Source organism: Flavobacterium notoginsengisoli (assembly GCF_014207905.1).
Classification (GTDB): Bacteria; Bacteroidota; Bacteroidia; order Flavobacteriales; family Flavobacteriaceae; genus Flavobacterium; species Flavobacterium notoginsengisoli_A.
Genome location: NZ_JACHLB010000001.1, coordinates 1,530,332 through 1,546,608, shown reverse-complemented (window position 1 = coordinate 1,546,608; position 16,277 = coordinate 1,530,332). Strand labels below are relative to the sequence as shown.

The following is a 16,277-nucleotide window of genomic DNA, read 5'->3' as shown; positions in this document are numbered from 1 at the left end:
TAAACAATTGAATTACAAATATTTACACTCAAAAAATATTTTCAGTTTTTTATAATTAAAAGGAATGAATGCGATTACAAAACTTTCTGAAGAAAAAAAACACAACTTTCAGGCATTCAAAAGATTACCAAAAAACACTCAAAATTGTGAATATCTATTTCGATATTTAACTATTTATTTTCCTGTAAAATTTATCTTTGGCATCCTTAAAAATTTAAAAGAGATGAGCGTAGTTTGGTACGAATGCAAAGTAAAATATAGAAAAACAGATGAAACTGGCGGACAAAAAGTATTAACAGAACCGTATTTGGTTGACGCTTTGTCTTACACAGAAGCTGAAAAAAGGATTAATGAAGAAATGGCCGCTTACATTAGTGAAGAATTTAAAATCACGGCTATTAAAGTGGCAAATTATGCCGAAATCCATCCTTTTGAAAATGCGGACAGATGGTTTAAATCTAAAATCACTTTAATTGCTTATGATGAAGAAAGTGGTAAGGAAAGAAAAACAAGCATGTATATGCTGGTTCAAGCAAATGATGTGCGCGAAGCTTATGACAACACAATTCATATAATGAAAAATACGATGGGAGAATATTCTATTCCGTCTATTTCAGAAACACCAATTATGGATGTTTTTCCTTATTTCAGCGGTGAAGAAGGAGAAACCGAAATGTTAGAAAGATTTAATGCTTTAAAAGCTTCTAAACCAGACAAACCAGAAACAGAAATTGTAGATCACATGGAATTTGAAACTGCAATAGAAGAATAAAAATTCAACTAAAGCTTCAGAGAAATCTGGAGCTTTTTTTATTTGCTATAACAGCGTTTTCATCGTTTTTCAATCAAAATAAATCTTATATTCGTAATACCATTAAACTGACTTGAAACCACTTACCGCAAACCAACGACTTCATGACCAAAAAAAAACTGATTTTAATTGGGTTTATTCTCTTAAAATTTATTCTGCAATATGTTTTAATTAGTCCCGAATACGATTTACAGCGCGACGAATATCTTCATCTCGATCAAGCGCATCATACGGCTTGGGGGTTTTTATCGGTTCCGCCTGTAACTTCGTGGTTTTCGTGTATTATTTTACTTCTCGGAAATTCTGTTTTCTGGGTTAAGTTCTTCCCTGCCCTATTTGGCGCTTTGACGCTTTTGCTTGTCTGGAAAACAATCGAATTGTTAAAAGGAAATCTTTATGCTTTAATTCTAGGCGCTTTATGTGTTTTGTTTTCTTGTCTGCTTAGACTTAATATGCTGTATCAGCCGAACTCTCTAGATGTTTTATGCTGGACTGCAGTTTATTATGTTTTAATTCAATACATAGTTTCGGAAGACACGAAATGGATTTATTTTGGAGCCATTATTTTTGCTTTTGGATTTTTAAACAAATACAATATCGTATTTCTATTATTCGGATTATTTCCTGCCATTATACTTTCTAGTCAAAGAAAAATGTTAATTAAAAAGCAGTTTTATTTTGCTTTAATTTTTGGCATAATGCTAATTCTCCCTAATCTGGTTTGGCAATACCGAAATCAGTTTCCAATCGTGCATCATATGAAAGAATTGGCAGAAACACAATTGGTAAATGTTGATTTAGGAAGTTTTATAAAAGAACAGATTCTATTTTTCATTGGTGGTTTATTGGTTATTTTGGCCGGACTTTATGCTGTGATTTTTTATAAACCGCTCAAAAAATTCCAAGTCTTTTTTGCTTCGTTTGTTTTTACTCTTTTCATATTTATTTACTTCAAAGCCAAAGCGTATTATGTAATTGGCCTTTATCCTATTTACATTGCTTTTGGTGCTGTTTTTCTGTCTGAGGTTTTAGATGAAGGTTGGAAAAGGTATTTAAAACCTATTTTTATTATCATTCCGATTTTACTATTTATCCCGATGTACAATATTGCTTTTCCTAATAAAAGTCCAGAATATATAGTTTCGCATTCAGAGAAATATCAAAAACTTGGAATGCTTCGTTGGGAAGACGGAAAAGATCATCAATTACCGCAGGATTTTGCCGATATGTTGGGCTGGAAAGAGTTGGCAAGAAAAACAGATTCTTTGTATACTTTAATTCCAAACAAAAAAGAAACTATTGTCCTTTGTGATAATTACGGACAAGCCGGCGCGATTAATTATTATTCTGAAAAAGGAATTAAAGCAGTTTCTTTTAATGCCGATTATGTAAATTGGTTTAATCTTAAAATTCAATACAAAAATCTTATTCGAGTTAAAGAATTTGATGAAAACAACGAAGAACTTAAAGAAACAAGTCCGTATTTTGAAAAAGGATTTATTGGCGGTAAAATTACAAACCAATATGCAAGAGAATACGGAACGACTATTTTTATTTTTACGAATGCCAAAATCGACATCAACAAACGATTAGAAGAAGAAATTAAAGAAGAGAAAAATTATAAAAAGTAATGACTGATTTTACAGATATTTCATATTTAAAAACAGGAAATCTGAAACAGCAAGCTTCATTTGAAGTTTTAACTAAGTATAATATTTTAGAAAATCTATCTGACTTTGATCCTATTTTAGTTGGCACAATTCCGATAAATATTGACGTAGAAAACAGTGACTTGGATATTATTTGTTATTGGAAAAACAAGCTTGAATTCGTTGAAAAGATTAAAGATTTATTCTCAAAAGAAAACAATTTCACCATTCGAGAAAATCTCATAAATAATCAAGAATCTGTTATTGCAAACTTTTATCTTGACGATTTTGAAATTGAAATTTTCGGACAAAACACTCCAACTCAAGAGCAAAATGGCTACAGACATATGCTTGTTGAAGCTCAAATTCTTCAGTCAAAAGACGAAAACTTCCGATTAGAGATTATTAAATTAAAAGAAAGCGGCCTAAAAACCGAACCCGCTTTTGGTCTGTTATTAGGCTTAAAAGGAAATGTTTACGAGGAATTGCTAGACTTTAAAGTTCAATAAAATCTGCGTTTTAAATCAATTTTAAAAAATAAATTACAAAAATAGCTTGCAAAACCGCATTTAGTGTGTATCTTTGCACCCGAAACATCGCGGGATAGAGCAGTAGGCAGCTCGTCGGGCTCATAACCCGAAGGTCACAGGTTCGAGTCCTGTTCCCGCTACAAGTAAAAAGCTTCAGAGAAATCTGGAGCTTTTTTTGTTTTAACTATCTTTATCAATATCATCTTTGCGTTCACGAGCGAGACGCTCACGCTAGCAGGGATTAACATTAAATTCTATTTTTTTTTAAAACAATGTGTAGTCTTTCTTAGTATATTAAAAAAAAATGCTAGAATAAAGGAATTTATAATTGTTTAAATTCTAGTAACTCAACCATTAAAAAAATTAACAAGAATTACCAATCAATTGCTTTTAATATATGAAATGTATACTTTTGATTTTAGAAAGAAAAAACTGTAATAAATATGAACAACAACAAACCAAAGAAATTAAAATTTACAAAGAAAGCATTTCTTTTTGTTCTGACATTGATATTAACTAATTGTCAGGACAGTGAAAATATAACAGAGCAAAAACAGAACAATATTAAGACTGTAAGCATCAGTGATGCAAAAGCATTCTTAACAAAGCCAACCAATAGTTCTTCAGCTAAATTATCAAACGGTGAAATAAGTAGTCTTGAATTCGATAAAGCAACACAGGAAAAAATAAACGGTAGTGACCAGCTATTAACCGTAATTCCTTTTACAACAAATAATGAAGTTCGAAACGATCGTGTTTTAGTTGTGAAAATTGATGATGAAATAAGAAGCGTTATTTACAGTATGCAAGCTGATGAGAAGCTTATTTTTGGACTATTTACTGGAAACATTTTTATTTACTCACTCGAGGGCGATTTCATTAACGGGTTTAGAGCAGAAGATGGAATTATTGAAACCCAATATGTAAAAAGTAGCACAGCAACATCTTTAACTTCAAAAACAAATATAGATTTAAAAGAAGTAATTATTCCTGCTAAACCTAAACTTACAAACGGTACTGACTGGGATATGATTTGGGGTAATTCAGGCACAAGTATGGGCTGGAGCCCTGTAGGCGGTGGAGGATCAGGAATGTCTTGGGATTCTACAGGCGGTGGAGGCAATGGTAATGGTATTACTGCACCACCCATGGCACAAATTATTGATGAACTAAAAGGAAAAGCAAAATGTATCTTTGAACAATTAAAAAATTCGAGTTCGGGATTTGAAAATGCAATAAAAAAATTTGACGGAGAGTTTACAGTAAGTCATCTTAAATTAACTATTAACAATAACCTAGCTTCAAATGTATATGGAGAAACTCAATTACCTATAAATTTTGTAACAGAAATTCAAATAAGCAATAGCAATTTAAATAATTTATCAGATTTAGGTGCAGCAACAGTATTTGCTCACGAAATAATTCATGCTGAGATATACCGAAAAATGTTATCAGCTGCACAGATAGGTACTTTAACACCTGATGGCAGTAATATGACTCCACAACAGCAAATAAATTATATTAATTCTATGAAAGATAATTTTCCAGGCTTGTATGATTACTACTTTAAAAGATATAAACCAACATGGAACCATGAAATGATGGCAAATCATTACCGAAATACTCTAGCTGATATTATTCAACAATTTGACGGCAATAGACTTCCAAGATCAACATACGAAGCCATCACTTGGTTAGGTTTAGGAAAATTAGACAGCAATAACACTACTTTAGCATGGGATAATTTACCTGCTTCAGAGAAAATTAAAATCACTAATTTGATTAATGAGAATTTTTACAATGGCCCTTCAAAATGTAATTAATTATGACAAAAAATATCTACTTATTAATATTGCTAACTATTAATTTTATTAGCGCACAAACAAAATCTAATGATTACTTTTCTTTTTACAAAGGAGGAGAAAAATATTTAAAACCTATAAAATATCTCATGTTTGATTCAAGTAAAGATGATAACATAAAGACAACCGATAATGCTCAAATTTACTTTAAAATTAAAAAAGAACACTTTAAGTATAATCCACAAAAAAATAAAGCCTCTACTTATTCTATTGATTTTTTAGAAAAAATAAAATTAGAAAAACCTGATGACTTAGAAAATGATGCATATAAATTTTTTAAAGCTAAAAAAGAAGAAATCGAAAGGAAAAATAAAATTAAACTTGTTTATCCTCCAGCAGGATATCAATCATTTTATAAAATTTTCATTATTGAAAAAATAAGTACAAATAAGATAGTCAAGTATGAAGTTAATTGGGAAAACTCTAGTTTTTAATTAAAATAAACCGATGTGTAAAATCAGGTCTATCTCGATCTGGCATGGGGAGGACTTACTGGAACTGTGATTTTCAACGAAAATTATCCTAATGACCCCAATCATAAAAATTATAATGACCGAGAAAGAATTCGCAATAGAATTAATACTGAAAAATTAGGATCTATATACGGTATTAATACGCCAATAGGTACACCTTGCAAAAGGTAAATATTATGACATACTTAAAAAAAATATTTTTAGTAATTCCTTTTTTCCTTTTATCTTGTTCAAGTAACTTATATGTGGAAAATTATGATCCCATAAATAAATTTTTAGACACTCAAAATCTGAATAAGAATAAAGTGTATATTTTACAGAGTGATAAAGAATTAAACAAACAAGCTCTAAGAATTTTTAATGGCGGTGAAGGAAGTGAGCATACTATTAATCTAACAGATCCGACAGACTATACTTACGGGTTATTTGTCGAGAAATACTGGAAAAAAATGTACACTGATTATGCTGGTGATACTTTAAAAAAGTATTGGAAAAAAGAAGATTTTCCTAATTATAATTTCATTTTAGAAAAAGGAACCGGCTTAACATTAAAAGAGTCTTTTCTAAAAAAGTACAAGAACAGTAAAATTAATGAAATGATTATTCTGTCTGAACCAATGTATTACCACAATAAAAAATACATTATGTTTTACTATCTAAAAATATATTTTGAGAGTAGCGGCACTTCTCAAGTTGTCATTATGAAAAAAAACAAAAATAAATGGGAAGTTGCTAAAATAGTCGGGGATTACATTTACAACTAATTACATAACCCAATCTCACAGATTTATTTTCGTAACGATAGCGCGGATTTGAAAACCTTTTGTAAGCGATGTAATTAATAAAAGAATGATAATGAAAAATATTTTTATATTATTAATAACTTTTTATTGCTGTTTAATATATGCCCAAAAGGATACAAATAAAACTTTGACTGCACGTGATTCTTTTGATGTAATAAACCAATATTTAAATTCGCAAATCAAAGATAAAACAAGTGAAATTATAGTGATTAGTGAAAAATTGAACCCTAATATAACTTTAAAATTTTTTGAAGGACAATTTCCTAGACCAGAAAATGAAAAGGCAGACTATAATGAATTATACGGTGGAGCTACAAGACCTTTATTTAATGATAGGGCTTATAAGATTATGAAAAATAAATTTTATGATAGTAAAAAATATATTTTACCTGACATTACTGATAGGCAATGGACAAAAACTGATCTAGAGTTTGATAAGATAAAATTCATATCTTATGTTCGTTTTGTTTCCAATTCAAATAATGCAGATGATGTAGAAATAAATAATTTACCTAATTTTTTACCTGTTTTTGGTATATCGGAGCCAATTATATATGACAAAAAATATTTAGTCTTTCAATTTCATGCCGCACGAACTCCATTTTTTGGATTTTCTAATTCAAAAGTGGTAGTAATGAAAAAAACAAAAAATAAATGGATTGTTGTTCAAGAGATTCCAAGCTACGAATTACATTAAGTCCCGAAAAATTGTTTAGATTTTTCAATACTTTCCGCTATAAAAAAAGCTTCAGAGAAATCTGAAGCTTTTTTGTTTACTGAAAAACAAGCAAATACAATCGTACATATTAGTTCATAAAAAAATAATTCCTATTTTTAATCAGTATTTGATTTCAAAAAATAACTATCTAAACGACCAAAAATGAAAAAAAACTTGCTTTTATTGCTAATTGCTATTTTATACTCCTTCACTACTCCCGAAAAAGCAACAACTGTTTCTGGCAAAATTATAAATGCCGAAAACAAAACAATTAGAATTAAAGGAGAATTATTTGACAAAGAAATCAAGCTAAAACCAGATGGCAGTTTTTCGGAAAATTTAGGATTAGAATCTGATCATATTTATACAATTGAAACTACTAGGAATAGTTTCCAAATATACCTAGGCAAAAATTCCAAATTGGTAATAAATGCTGACGATTTAAACTTGTCGTCAACTTTGAAATTTACTGGCAATGGAAACATAGAAAATCAATATTTAGCAAAAAAACAACTTATAACTTCTGCAACTCCAGACAGGGAACTTTACAAGCTTAGTGAAAACGAATTCCTGAAAAAACTTCAGGAAATAAAAACTTCTGTCAACAACTTATACAGTAAAACAAAATTTACTAATGTCAGTTTCAAAGAAAAAGAAGCCAAAAGCATTTATTACTTAGAACAAAAACACTTATATTTCTATACGAAATACCATTCTAAAGTTTCTGAAACGTACCCAAAGATTGATGAAACAATCAATCTGGATAATGATTCCGATTTTTTATTTTCAAACGAATATCAAGAACTTGCTCTATATAAATTCTATGAAAATGTAAAAGCAGATGAAGATAGTTTTTATGTTACGGCTAAAAATGCAATTCCGAAAATTAAAGCATTAAAAACTCAAAGCATAAAAAATCGGTTGATAGAACGTTCGGCAAGCGATGTAAGCATTGCAAATACAAATTATGAAAAAATATATGAGGAATTTTTATCGATTACAAACGATCCGCTCATCAAACAAAAATTGACTACAAATTATAATTTGACAAATGCATTAAAGCCAGGAAAACCCTCGCCAACATTTAATTATGAAAATCAAAAAGGAGGAAAAACTTCTCTCGAAGACTTAAAGGGAAAATATATTTATATTGATTTTTGGGCAACTTGGTGCGCTCCTTGTGTTAAAGAAATTCCATTTCTTCAGAAAGTCGAAGAACAATACAAAGGAAAAAATATTGAATTTATAAGCATTTCAATCGATTCAATGGAGGATCAACCTAAATGGAGCAAATTTGTCACAGAAAAACAATTGGGCGGGATTCAATTATTGGCCGAAAATGAATGGAATTCAAAAATCATAAAAGATTATGGCATTAATGGCGTTCCAACATTTATTCTTCTTGATCCCAATGGAAATATTGTTAACGCACGAGCACCAAAACCTTCAGATCCTAAACTTATTGAATTATTCAACAGCCTAAAAATATAATTCTAGAAATGAGTTTATAACATCACCAATAAAGCTTCAGAGAAATCTGAAGCTTTTTTTGTCTTACCTTTTCTCTGATTCTCTCTAAGGTCACAGATAACAAATATGCGTTATCGTTGTCCAAATATTGGAGTAATCAGGTTGATTTTTGTTTAGTTTGTAAAAACACTAATTTTCTTATATTTTTACTTCGAAACATATAAAAATTTAAAACCCCAATTAATAAAAAACATCGCAAAACATGAAAAAAACTTTACTTCTTATTTTTTTAATTTCTTCAATAGCGTATTGTCAAAAAAGCAAACGGCAAATTGAATCTATAGAAGATATCACAACTTATAATGAATCAGAAACTACATCTTATAAATTTGAAAATGGTAAATTAATTTCGAAAAACGTCGAGAAGAAAAAGCCAATTTATTTTTCGTATAATCAAAAAGGATTACTAGAAAAAGAATCGAATACTTACGATGATGGCGAGATTCAAGACGCATATTTCAAGTATAATGACGATGGTTACTTAATTGAAATTATTAGAACAGGAAAAAAAAATGGTGCATCGGAGTTTAAACCTTGGGGAAAAACGGTAATTACTTACAGTATTAAAGATGCTGATCATTATACAGTAGAAAGTTCTTCTGGTAATATTGATTTTTCTGGTAATATTGATAATAGCAGATACGTGCAAAAAAACACTTATGAAATGAATGGCAATATCTTAAAAAAAACCACTAAGGGAGCAAGCTATCAATACACTATGCAAAATGGAAATATTGTAAATATGGAGCAATTAAGTCCTTCTAAATCGAATCATTCTGTCGATTATAAATTTGACAATAGCGAAAGCATAAACAAAATTATCGCTTACAATATGTATGGCGACAAATATTTTATTACTTCATTAATATGCCAGCCTCCGTTATTCGATTTTTACTCCGATTTTGTAAATCAAAACAATTGTATTGAGAGAAAAAACAATAAAACATCCCAATATTCTAGACATAGTGAAAACACAAGTTTAGTAGTTTATGATGAAAAAAAATTACCGATAGAAATAAAGACCGAAAATAATCACGGCCATAAAAAAGTAATCAAAATAAAATATAATTAACGTATAGATTAATTTCTTCCTTGCTGATGTGAGCGTCTCGCTCGTGCTTGCTATTTGGATGCTGCATTACGGGCTAAAAGCTTCAGAGAAATCTGGAGCTTTTTTCTTTCACTTTTTTTGATTCTCTTTTCCATGTAAAGATTACTATCTGCGTTCTTAGCTTTTAATACGCATAAAGTCTTCATTTTTGGTAAAATACTCTAATCCTAAAACTAAAAGTATCGCGCTTGCATTGTATACTTTCTGCATAATGATTGCCGAACTCAAATAACCAAACCCAAATAAGATAAAGAAACCGTAAAAAGTCAATAAGCAAAAAATACAGCAAAATTTAAGAAAATGAAGTTTTGACTTTAGAACAAATACAGTAATTGTAAATAATCCAAACAATGTTAAAACGATCGATATTGTTCCGACGTCGTGTAAAGGTGTCGCAATTAGAAAAATAAATAATATGTTGGCAAAACCTATATATTTTAAAATATTAGCCCAACTTGAAGCTATTTTTTTTGACATATGAATAAAGAAAATACCATAACCAACTGACTGAAATGCCATTCCGATAACTGCCCAAATTCTTCCTGAGTTTTCTGAACCATTTATGGCTTTTGCTGCAAACAAATTGCTTACGAAATTTTTTGACCAGCCAAACCCAATAGAATTTTTATCCAATAATGAACCGCCTGGATAAAGTGAGGCTGCTATTACGATCAAAACCAAGGAAATGACCATACATATTAAAACCGAATATTTCTTAATTGTTTGCATCAAGTAAATTTACAATAACCATTAACTTCTCAATCTATTCAATTCACATCACAAATTTCATAAAAAAACTTCCATAATAGAAGCTGAATTTCTTGATTTTGTGTCCTTCAATGTTAAGTTTTAAATAAATCGCAAACTTTTTCTATTATTTTAAAAAATCAACATTTAAAAAATGATTTGGGATGAGTATCTTTGCGCTCGCAAATGCCCCCTATTTTGAATGGGAGAAAAACCAATTATTGAACATTCTTTATTTTAAATTTTATTACAACACAATGCTTAAAAAAAACAATCCCCAAATTTTATTTTTTATTCTAGTCAGTTTATTTTTTTCTATCAATTCATTCTCTCAAAAAAGCATTTATGCTGGAATTGAAATCGGACGTAGAGCTATAAAAGTTTCTGTTCTTGATGTAAATAATATCAGAAAAGCTGATTATAAAATTCTTTCTTTCTGGACAGACAGAATTCCTTTTGCAGATCATATTGGCGCTACTGGCCAACTTACTCCAGAAGACATCAACAAAACAAGCATTATTGTTGTCGACCAATTGAAGAAAATTAGAACAGATTATAAAATTCTTGATGAGAATATCTTTATCGTAGCAGCTCCGGTTTTTGCATCTGCAAGCAATGTTGATGTTTTAAAAAACAAAATCAAAATGTTAACTGATAAAAACCTAGATGTTCTTAACGTTAACGAAGAGGCTAAAACATTGGTAAAAGGCGCGATGCCTCCTGTTGATTATGCCAACGCTTTCCTTTTAGATATCGGTGCTCAAACTACAAAAGGTGGTTACATTGATGAAGGAGACGACAATAAATTAGAGTTCATTCCTTTAGAATTAGATTTCGGAACAATGACACTTACAGATGCTGTAAAGAAAACGGTAGCAAATCCAAATCAAGCAAATGATATGTCAACTTATCAGGAAAAATCTTTTGACTTTAATCCAATTCTGCGCAAAAAAGTAAAAGAAATGATTGATGCAAATCCGCTTTTGGCTAAAAAAGATAAAATCTATTTATCTGGGGGTGCAGTTTGGGCTTTTTCAACGCTTTATTACAATGAAAATGTAAAAGAACATTATGTTACTTTAACAATGGAAGACATTATCAATTATGATGCGATTCTAAAAAACAACTTCGTTAAGTTTACAAACCTTGCTAAAACTAACAAAGAAGCTGAAAGAGTTTTAAAAACATACGATCAAGCATATCTTATCTCAGCAAATAACATTTTATCTACTTGTTTAGAAGGTATTCCAAACTTAAACTCTAAGAAGGTTTATTTCGTAAAAGACGGACAAGTTACTTGGCTAATTTCTTATATAGCAGACCGTTCTAAAAAAGTAAATACAAATTTCTAAGTATTTGCCTTTTCAAAAATTAAAAAGCTTCAGAATGTTCTGAAGCTTTTTTTTGTTTATATAAAAAAGACCATTTTAAAAAATGGTCTTTTCTAATCTTATTTTGAGAAAAATTATGCTCTGAATAAAGCATATTTATTGTAGTTAAACAAAACTCTATCGTAAGGAACGTAAAGAGAAACAATCTTTTCTGTTGCTTCGTCAAATTTGATTCCGTTGTGTTTTCTAAACAAATAAATCTCTTTTAGGCAATTAGAAAGACTTTGATGGATTTCTGTTGTAAAAGTTGGTACTTTTTTGTCGTTTACTAAAAGATCAATCTGATAATTTGAACTACTTTTTGATAAATTATTACCAATAATTCTAATTGTAAAAGTTGCAGACTTTCCGTATTGTTCACCTTGATATTGTAGTGTCATAATTTTTATTTTTAATTGGTTAGTAATACAGCCGATTGCTCAGCTTTTATCCTTTAAATTCTTATATTAAAGTTATGAAATATTTAAACAAACATAAAAAATCATTTCTAAATTAAATGTTATTTTTTTTAAATACTTATGTTCTATAAAAACAAAAAACCGTAAACGAATTACGGTTTTGCAATTAACTAAATATATTTAATCAACTTGTTTAACGAGTGTAAAATTCATTCATAAGCACGATTAATTTTGGGTAACAATTGTAATCTATTTTTTTGGTTATGTTTGTGCTAAAAGACTTTTATTATCAATTTTTCATTTATAATAAAACTATCGAAATTTTCACCAATCGATTTTGTCTCTTAATTCGTCGGCTAAATTATGGATTTCACGGATATAATACTCATAATGTCGACAATCTGTTAATAAATATTTATTTAACAAGACTTATACTGCTTTTTAAAAACATACTCATAATAATCTATTTTTAACTACATTTGACTAACTAATTCTAAAAACCTCACATTATGGAAATTAACTTTTACGCATTCCTGATTTCGGCTGTTGTAACACTTGTTGTTGGTTTTATCTGGTACAACCCAAAAGTATTTGGAACTATCTGGATGAGAGAAAACAACTTCACTCAAGAACAACTAAGAAGCGGAAATATGCTCAAGATTTTTGGGTTTACTTATATTTTTGCTTTAATGATTTCAATGACGTTAATGTCTTTGACAATTCATCAGTCTGGAGCTGTCGGAATGGTTGGCGGACCGCCATTAATAGCTAGCGCTAAACCTTCTTTTGCGGCTTTTATGGCAGACTATGGTACGGCTTATAGAACATTCAAACATGGTGCTTTACATGGATTTATGTCTGGACTGTTTTTTGCTTTTCCGCTAATTGGAATTAATGGCTTATTCGAAAGAAAATCTTGGAAATATATTTTCATTCATGCAGGATACTGGATGGTTTCACTAACCTTAATGGGCGGAATTATCTGTGCATTTGCATAAAACAACTTTATAGAAACTCGTTTGGTTTAAGAATCAAACGAGTTTTTCTTAATAATAACTTAAAGACATCTCGTTTTTACAATTATTATCTAATTTTGACGAAATTAGTCTACTCTCTTGAACACAACTTTTTCTTTCCAAATTTACAAAAGAGCTTCTCTGCTCCCTTCAGAATGGAATTCGCTTGCCGAAAACAATATTTTTTTGACAAGAGAATATCTTGAAGTTCTGGAAAATTCTTCTCCAGTAAATATGACTTGCCATTTTATCGGAATTTTTGAAGAAACTAAACTTGTCGGAATCGTTTTAACACAATTTTTGTTTGCAGAAAAACTAGAGTCTTTTGGAGAACGAGACAAATGTTTAAAAACTTCTGTTCGTAATTTTGCTTTAAAGAATTTTGCTTCTCACGTTTTATTTGTGGGAAATAATATGCTTACGGGTCAAAACGCTTTTATTTTTGATAAAAACATCAAACAATCAAAAGCAATAAAAACACTTCACAAAGCTATAAATCAGTTGAAAAAAGACTTGAAAGAAAGCGGAAAAAAAGTTCATATAACAAGCATAAAAGATTTTACGGCAAAAGAAATCGAACCTTTACAGGAAGAATTCAAAAACAATTATACGTTTTCGACTCAGCCCAATATGATTTTTGAAATCAATGAAAATTGGAAAACAGAACAAGATTATATTGATGCTTTATCTAAAAAATATCGTGACCAATACAAGCGCGCCAGAAAAAAATCAGAAGGAATTGTAAAACAACAAATGTCTCTTTCGGACATTAAACAATATGAAGATATTATTTACGATCTGTATTTTCATGTTGCCAAAAATGCTCCTTTTAATACTTTTTTTCTAGCTCGAAACCACTTTAGCTTTTTCAAAGAAATCATGGGGGAAGATTTTCTTCTTTACGGTTATTTTTTAGATGAAAAATTAATTGGTTTCAATACTTTGATAAAAAACGGCAACGTAATGGATACTTATTTTTTAGGTTATGACGAAAGTGTTCAGCGCGAAAAAATGCTGTATTTAAATATGCTTTACGACATGATTGCTTATTCTATAAAAAAAGGTTTCAAGGAAATTGTTTTTGCCAGAACAGCACTAGAAATTAAAAGTTCTGTTGGAGCTAAACCTCTAAAAATGTATGGTTTAATTACACATAGCAATGCACTAATAAACCATAACATTTCAAGATTTTTTAATTATTTAGAGCCAAAAACAGAATGGCAGGAAAGAAATCCGTTTAAATAAAGAAATTAAGGAACAGCGATTTTCATTTGCTTGTGCAAAATATGAATTTCTAGAGATTTCTGTGCTCCGCAATATTCACCATCGATTTGAAAATTTACAGGATAATCGGTTTTTATTTCTGCTTTGTCTGTCGAAATAATGATAATATCGTCTGAATCAATTGGCATATTTCCAGTAATAATTTTCCCGATTAATAATAAATCAAGGCTTTTTAAAATCACCAATTCAAACTTTCCATCGTTCATAGCGCCATTCGGATTTATGATAACGCCAGTTCCATACTTCTGCGAATTGGCAATAACAATCATTCTTGCTGTATGCTCAACAATTTCATTATTAGCAGAAATAGTTGCAACAAAAGGTTCTTCTGATTCTTTTAGAGTTGTAAAGGCTTGCAATGCATATCCCCAAAAACCTCTAACGTCACTTTGCTCATAATTTTTAACCAAATTGGCATTCAGTCCCAGATCGCTCAAATGAATGCTTTTTTTGCCGTTGATACAAATCATATCCATTTCGATATAATGATTTAGAAAGGCAATTTTTAGATTCTGTTCAATTCCATCGGGAAGATTTAAATCTACCGAAAGTCCGTTTGCCGAACCCGCTGGCAAAATCCCGATAATAATATCGTGTTCTTCCATCGCTTCAGCAACCATTTTAATGGTTCCGTCTCCGCCAGCGACAATAATTCTCTCTGGTTGGAATTCATCATAACGCGTCTGTATATTTTTAATATCATTTTTGCCAGTCGTTTCATAAACTTCAAGTTCAAAATGATTTGTGATTGCAAACTCTTCGACAGCTCCAATTAAATCGGATTTATCAAGGTCACCCGATATCGGATTGACTACAAATAGGATATTCTTTTTCAAAATTTTATTTTTAAAACCAATTAAATTGAGTAAATTACAGTATACATAAATATACGTAAATGAAACCAATTCTACAATTATATCGAGGTTATGCTAATGAACAAGAATTAATTGTAATGGGACACGTTTTAAAAAGAGAAAATAATTATGATTTTCAGAGGAAAAACCTAAAAAATGCTACCTCAATTCTAAAATTGTTCAGAATAAAAACCATTAAAAATTTTGATGTTTATCTACATTATAATGACGAAATTATTCATACCAAAACTTTAGACGATGGTTACTTCAATTTCTGCATTCCGTTAGAAAAAGAAACTCATTTTGGTTGGATGCCGTACGAAGTGAGCTTGAAATACAACAATGAAACTACAATTTGCAAAGGCAGTTTTATTAGACCTCACAAAGGAAATCTCGGAATTATATCGGATATTGACGATACCTTTTTGATTTCGCACACCAATAACTTTTTCCGTAAACTTTATATTTTATTGTTTAGAAATGTAAATGACCGAAAAGTATTCAAAGACGTTGTTTCTCATTATCAAGCATTAAGTTCGGCTGGACGTCAAAATACAGAAGAAGTAAACGCTTTTTTCTACATCTCAAGCAGTGAATGGAACTTGTATAGATTTATTGCAAAATTCACTAAAATAAACAAACTACCTAAAGCAGTTTTTTTGCTAAAAGATATTAAAAGAGGAATTACCGATTTTTTTATGAGCGGAAGAGGAAATCACGATCATAAATTTGAAAAAATAAAACATGTTGTCGAATTTTATCCTACGCTGAAATATGTTTTAATGGGCGATGATTCACAGCATGATCCAATTTTATATGAGCGAATCTGCAAAATATTTCCTGTTACTGTAATTGCAGTTTACATTAGACAAACTGGTAAATCTCAGAAGAAAGAAGTTGCAACGATTTTAAAAAATTTAGAAAGCTTAAATGTTTCCGTTTGCTATTTTAAAGATAGCAGCAAAGCGATTGAACATTCTAAATCTATTGGGATTATTAAGTAGTTTGTTTCAGGTTTCGAACTGAGTGAATATTTTGACGCAAAGTTCGCTAAGATTTTTGATCTGAGGGGCTTCAAGAAAAACACAAAGTTCGCAAAG

General features: G+C 30.0%; 16 protein-coding genes and 1 tRNA gene. 14 read left to right on the top strand and 3 right to left on the bottom strand.

The features are described from left to right. Positions 1–223: 223 nt before the first annotated feature. The 10 genes from HNP35_RS06675 to HNP35_RS06630 all read left to right on the top strand — a co-directional run bounded on the left by HNP35_RS06675 (position 224) and on the right by HNP35_RS06630 (position 9,448). Positions 224–772 (top strand): DUF4494 domain-containing protein, encoded by a 549-nt coding sequence (locus tag HNP35_RS06675; RefSeq protein WP_184159676.1) that lies wholly within the window; start codon positions 224–226, stop codon positions 770–772. 143 nt (positions 773–915) lie between these two features. After that, positions 916–2,442, top strand: coding sequence for an ArnT family glycosyltransferase (locus tag HNP35_RS06670; RefSeq protein WP_184157632.1), 1,527 nt, complete (start codon positions 916–918; stop codon positions 2,440–2,442). Continuing rightward, a complete protein-coding gene (locus tag HNP35_RS06665) occupies positions 2,442–2,969 on the top strand; it encodes a DUF4269 domain-containing protein (protein ID WP_184157634.1) in 528 nt (175 codons plus the stop codon). Before HNP35_RS06670 ends, HNP35_RS06665 begins: the two co-directional genes overlap by 1 nt. Before the next feature lie 88 nt (positions 2,970–3,057). Next, positions 3,058–3,130 (top strand) — tRNA-Met (locus HNP35_RS06660). 303 nt (positions 3,131–3,433) lie between these two features. Beyond that, positions 3,434–4,813 carry a hypothetical protein gene (locus HNP35_RS06655; protein WP_184157636.1) on the top strand — a complete coding sequence of 460 codons (1,380 nt, stop codon included), beginning with the start codon at positions 3,434–3,436 and terminating at the stop codon, positions 4,811–4,813. Positions 4,814–4,815: 2 nt separating this feature from the next. Beyond that, complete coding sequence (locus HNP35_RS06650) at positions 4,816–5,286, top strand: hypothetical protein (RefSeq protein ID WP_184157637.1); 471 nt, start codon at positions 4,816–4,818, stop codon at positions 5,284–5,286. Positions 5,287–5,501: 215 nt separating this feature from the next. After that, positions 5,502–6,089, top strand: coding sequence for a hypothetical protein (locus HNP35_RS06645; RefSeq protein ID WP_184157638.1), 588 nt, complete (start codon positions 5,502–5,504; stop codon positions 6,087–6,089). 91 nt (positions 6,090–6,180) lie between these two features. Continuing rightward, complete coding sequence (locus HNP35_RS06640; protein WP_184157639.1) at positions 6,181–6,825, top strand: hypothetical protein; 645 nt, start codon at positions 6,181–6,183, stop codon at positions 6,823–6,825. Between the two features lie 183 nt (positions 6,826–7,008). Continuing rightward, positions 7,009–8,337, top strand: coding sequence for a TlpA family protein disulfide reductase (locus HNP35_RS06635; protein ID WP_184157640.1), 1,329 nt, complete (start codon positions 7,009–7,011; stop codon positions 8,335–8,337). 241 nt (positions 8,338–8,578) lie between these two features. Further along, on the top strand, positions 8,579–9,448 hold the full coding sequence (locus HNP35_RS06630) for a hypothetical protein (RefSeq protein ID WP_184157641.1): 870 nt from the start codon (positions 8,579–8,581) through the stop codon (positions 9,446–9,448). Positions 9,449–9,604: 156 nt separating this feature from the next. Here HNP35_RS06630 and HNP35_RS06625 read toward each other — a convergent pair whose 3' ends face one another. Then, positions 9,605–10,216 carry a hypothetical protein gene (locus HNP35_RS06625; RefSeq protein ID WP_221433420.1) on the bottom strand — a complete coding sequence of 204 codons (612 nt, stop codon included), beginning with the start codon at positions 10,214–10,216 and terminating at the stop codon, positions 9,605–9,607. Between the two features lie 182 nt (positions 10,217–10,398). On the opposite strand from HNP35_RS06625, the gene HNP35_RS06620 reads away from it, so the two are divergent. Next, the gene (locus tag HNP35_RS06620; RefSeq protein WP_246453355.1) at positions 10,399–11,586 is read left to right on the top strand and encodes an exopolyphosphatase; all 1,188 of its coding nucleotides are present in this window, start codon (positions 10,399–10,401) and stop codon (positions 11,584–11,586) included. A 113-nt stretch (positions 11,587–11,699) separates the two neighbouring features. Here the strand turns inward: HNP35_RS06620 and HNP35_RS06615 are convergent, their stop codons facing one another. Next, entirely contained in the window at positions 11,700–12,005 is a 306-nt protein-coding gene (locus HNP35_RS06615) for a hypothetical protein (RefSeq protein ID WP_184157642.1), read from the bottom strand. Between the two features lie 527 nt (positions 12,006–12,532). Between HNP35_RS06615 and HNP35_RS06610 the strand changes: the two genes are divergently transcribed. Together HNP35_RS06610 and HNP35_RS06605 are read left to right on the top strand one after the other, a co-directional pair. Further along, a complete protein-coding gene (locus tag HNP35_RS06610; protein ID WP_184157643.1) occupies positions 12,533–13,021 on the top strand; it encodes a DUF1761 domain-containing protein in 489 nt (162 codons plus the stop codon). A gap of 117 nt (positions 13,022–13,138) precedes the next feature. After that, a complete protein-coding gene (locus tag HNP35_RS06605) occupies positions 13,139–14,284 on the top strand; it encodes a GNAT family N-acetyltransferase (protein WP_184157644.1) in 1,146 nt (381 codons plus the stop codon). Positions 14,285–14,289: 5 nt separating this feature from the next. On the opposite strand, the gene HNP35_RS06600 is transcribed toward HNP35_RS06605, so the two are convergent. After that, positions 14,290–15,159, bottom strand: coding sequence for a diacylglycerol/lipid kinase family protein (locus HNP35_RS06600; RefSeq protein ID WP_184157645.1), 870 nt, complete (start codon positions 15,157–15,159; stop codon positions 14,290–14,292). 59 nt (positions 15,160–15,218) lie between these two features. On the opposite strand from HNP35_RS06600, the gene HNP35_RS06595 reads away from it, so the two are divergent. Next, positions 15,219–16,181, top strand: a complete 963-nt coding sequence (locus HNP35_RS06595) for an App1 family protein (RefSeq protein ID WP_184157646.1) — start codon at positions 15,219–15,221, stop codon at positions 16,179–16,181. The last annotated feature ends 96 nt before the right edge of the window (positions 16,182–16,277 follow it).

Coding starts and splice junctions, on each gene's coding strand:
- HNP35_RS06615 (WP_184157642.1), bottom strand. CDS start 12,005: ATGACACTACAATATCAAGGTGAACAATACGGAAAGTCTGCAACTTTT.
- HNP35_RS06620 (WP_246453355.1), top strand. CDS start 10,399: ATGAGTATCTTTGCGCTCGCAAATGCCCCCTATTTTGAATGGGAGAAA.
- HNP35_RS06655 (WP_184157636.1), top strand. CDS start 3,434: ATGAACAACAACAAACCAAAGAAATTAAAATTTACAAAGAAAGCATTT.
- HNP35_RS06625 (WP_221433420.1), bottom strand. CDS start 10,216: ATGCAAACAATTAAGAAATATTCGGTTTTAATATGTATGGTCATTTCC.
- HNP35_RS06675 (WP_184159676.1), top strand. CDS start 224: ATGAGCGTAGTTTGGTACGAATGCAAAGTAAAATATAGAAAAACAGAT.
- HNP35_RS06595 (WP_184157646.1), top strand. CDS start 15,219: ATGAAACCAATTCTACAATTATATCGAGGTTATGCTAATGAACAAGAA.
- HNP35_RS06635 (WP_184157640.1), top strand. CDS start 7,009: ATGAAAAAAAACTTGCTTTTATTGCTAATTGCTATTTTATACTCCTTC.
- HNP35_RS06640 (WP_184157639.1), top strand. CDS start 6,181: ATGAAAAATATTTTTATATTATTAATAACTTTTTATTGCTGTTTAATA.
- HNP35_RS06610 (WP_184157643.1), top strand. CDS start 12,533: ATGGAAATTAACTTTTACGCATTCCTGATTTCGGCTGTTGTAACACTT.
- HNP35_RS06665 (WP_184157634.1), top strand. CDS start 2,442: ATGACTGATTTTACAGATATTTCATATTTAAAAACAGGAAATCTGAAA.
- HNP35_RS06670 (WP_184157632.1), top strand. CDS start 916: ATGACCAAAAAAAAACTGATTTTAATTGGGTTTATTCTCTTAAAATTT.
- HNP35_RS06645 (WP_184157638.1), top strand. CDS start 5,502: ATGACATACTTAAAAAAAATATTTTTAGTAATTCCTTTTTTCCTTTTA.
- HNP35_RS06630 (WP_184157641.1), top strand. CDS start 8,579: ATGAAAAAAACTTTACTTCTTATTTTTTTAATTTCTTCAATAGCGTAT.
- HNP35_RS06650 (WP_184157637.1), top strand. CDS start 4,816: ATGACAAAAAATATCTACTTATTAATATTGCTAACTATTAATTTTATT.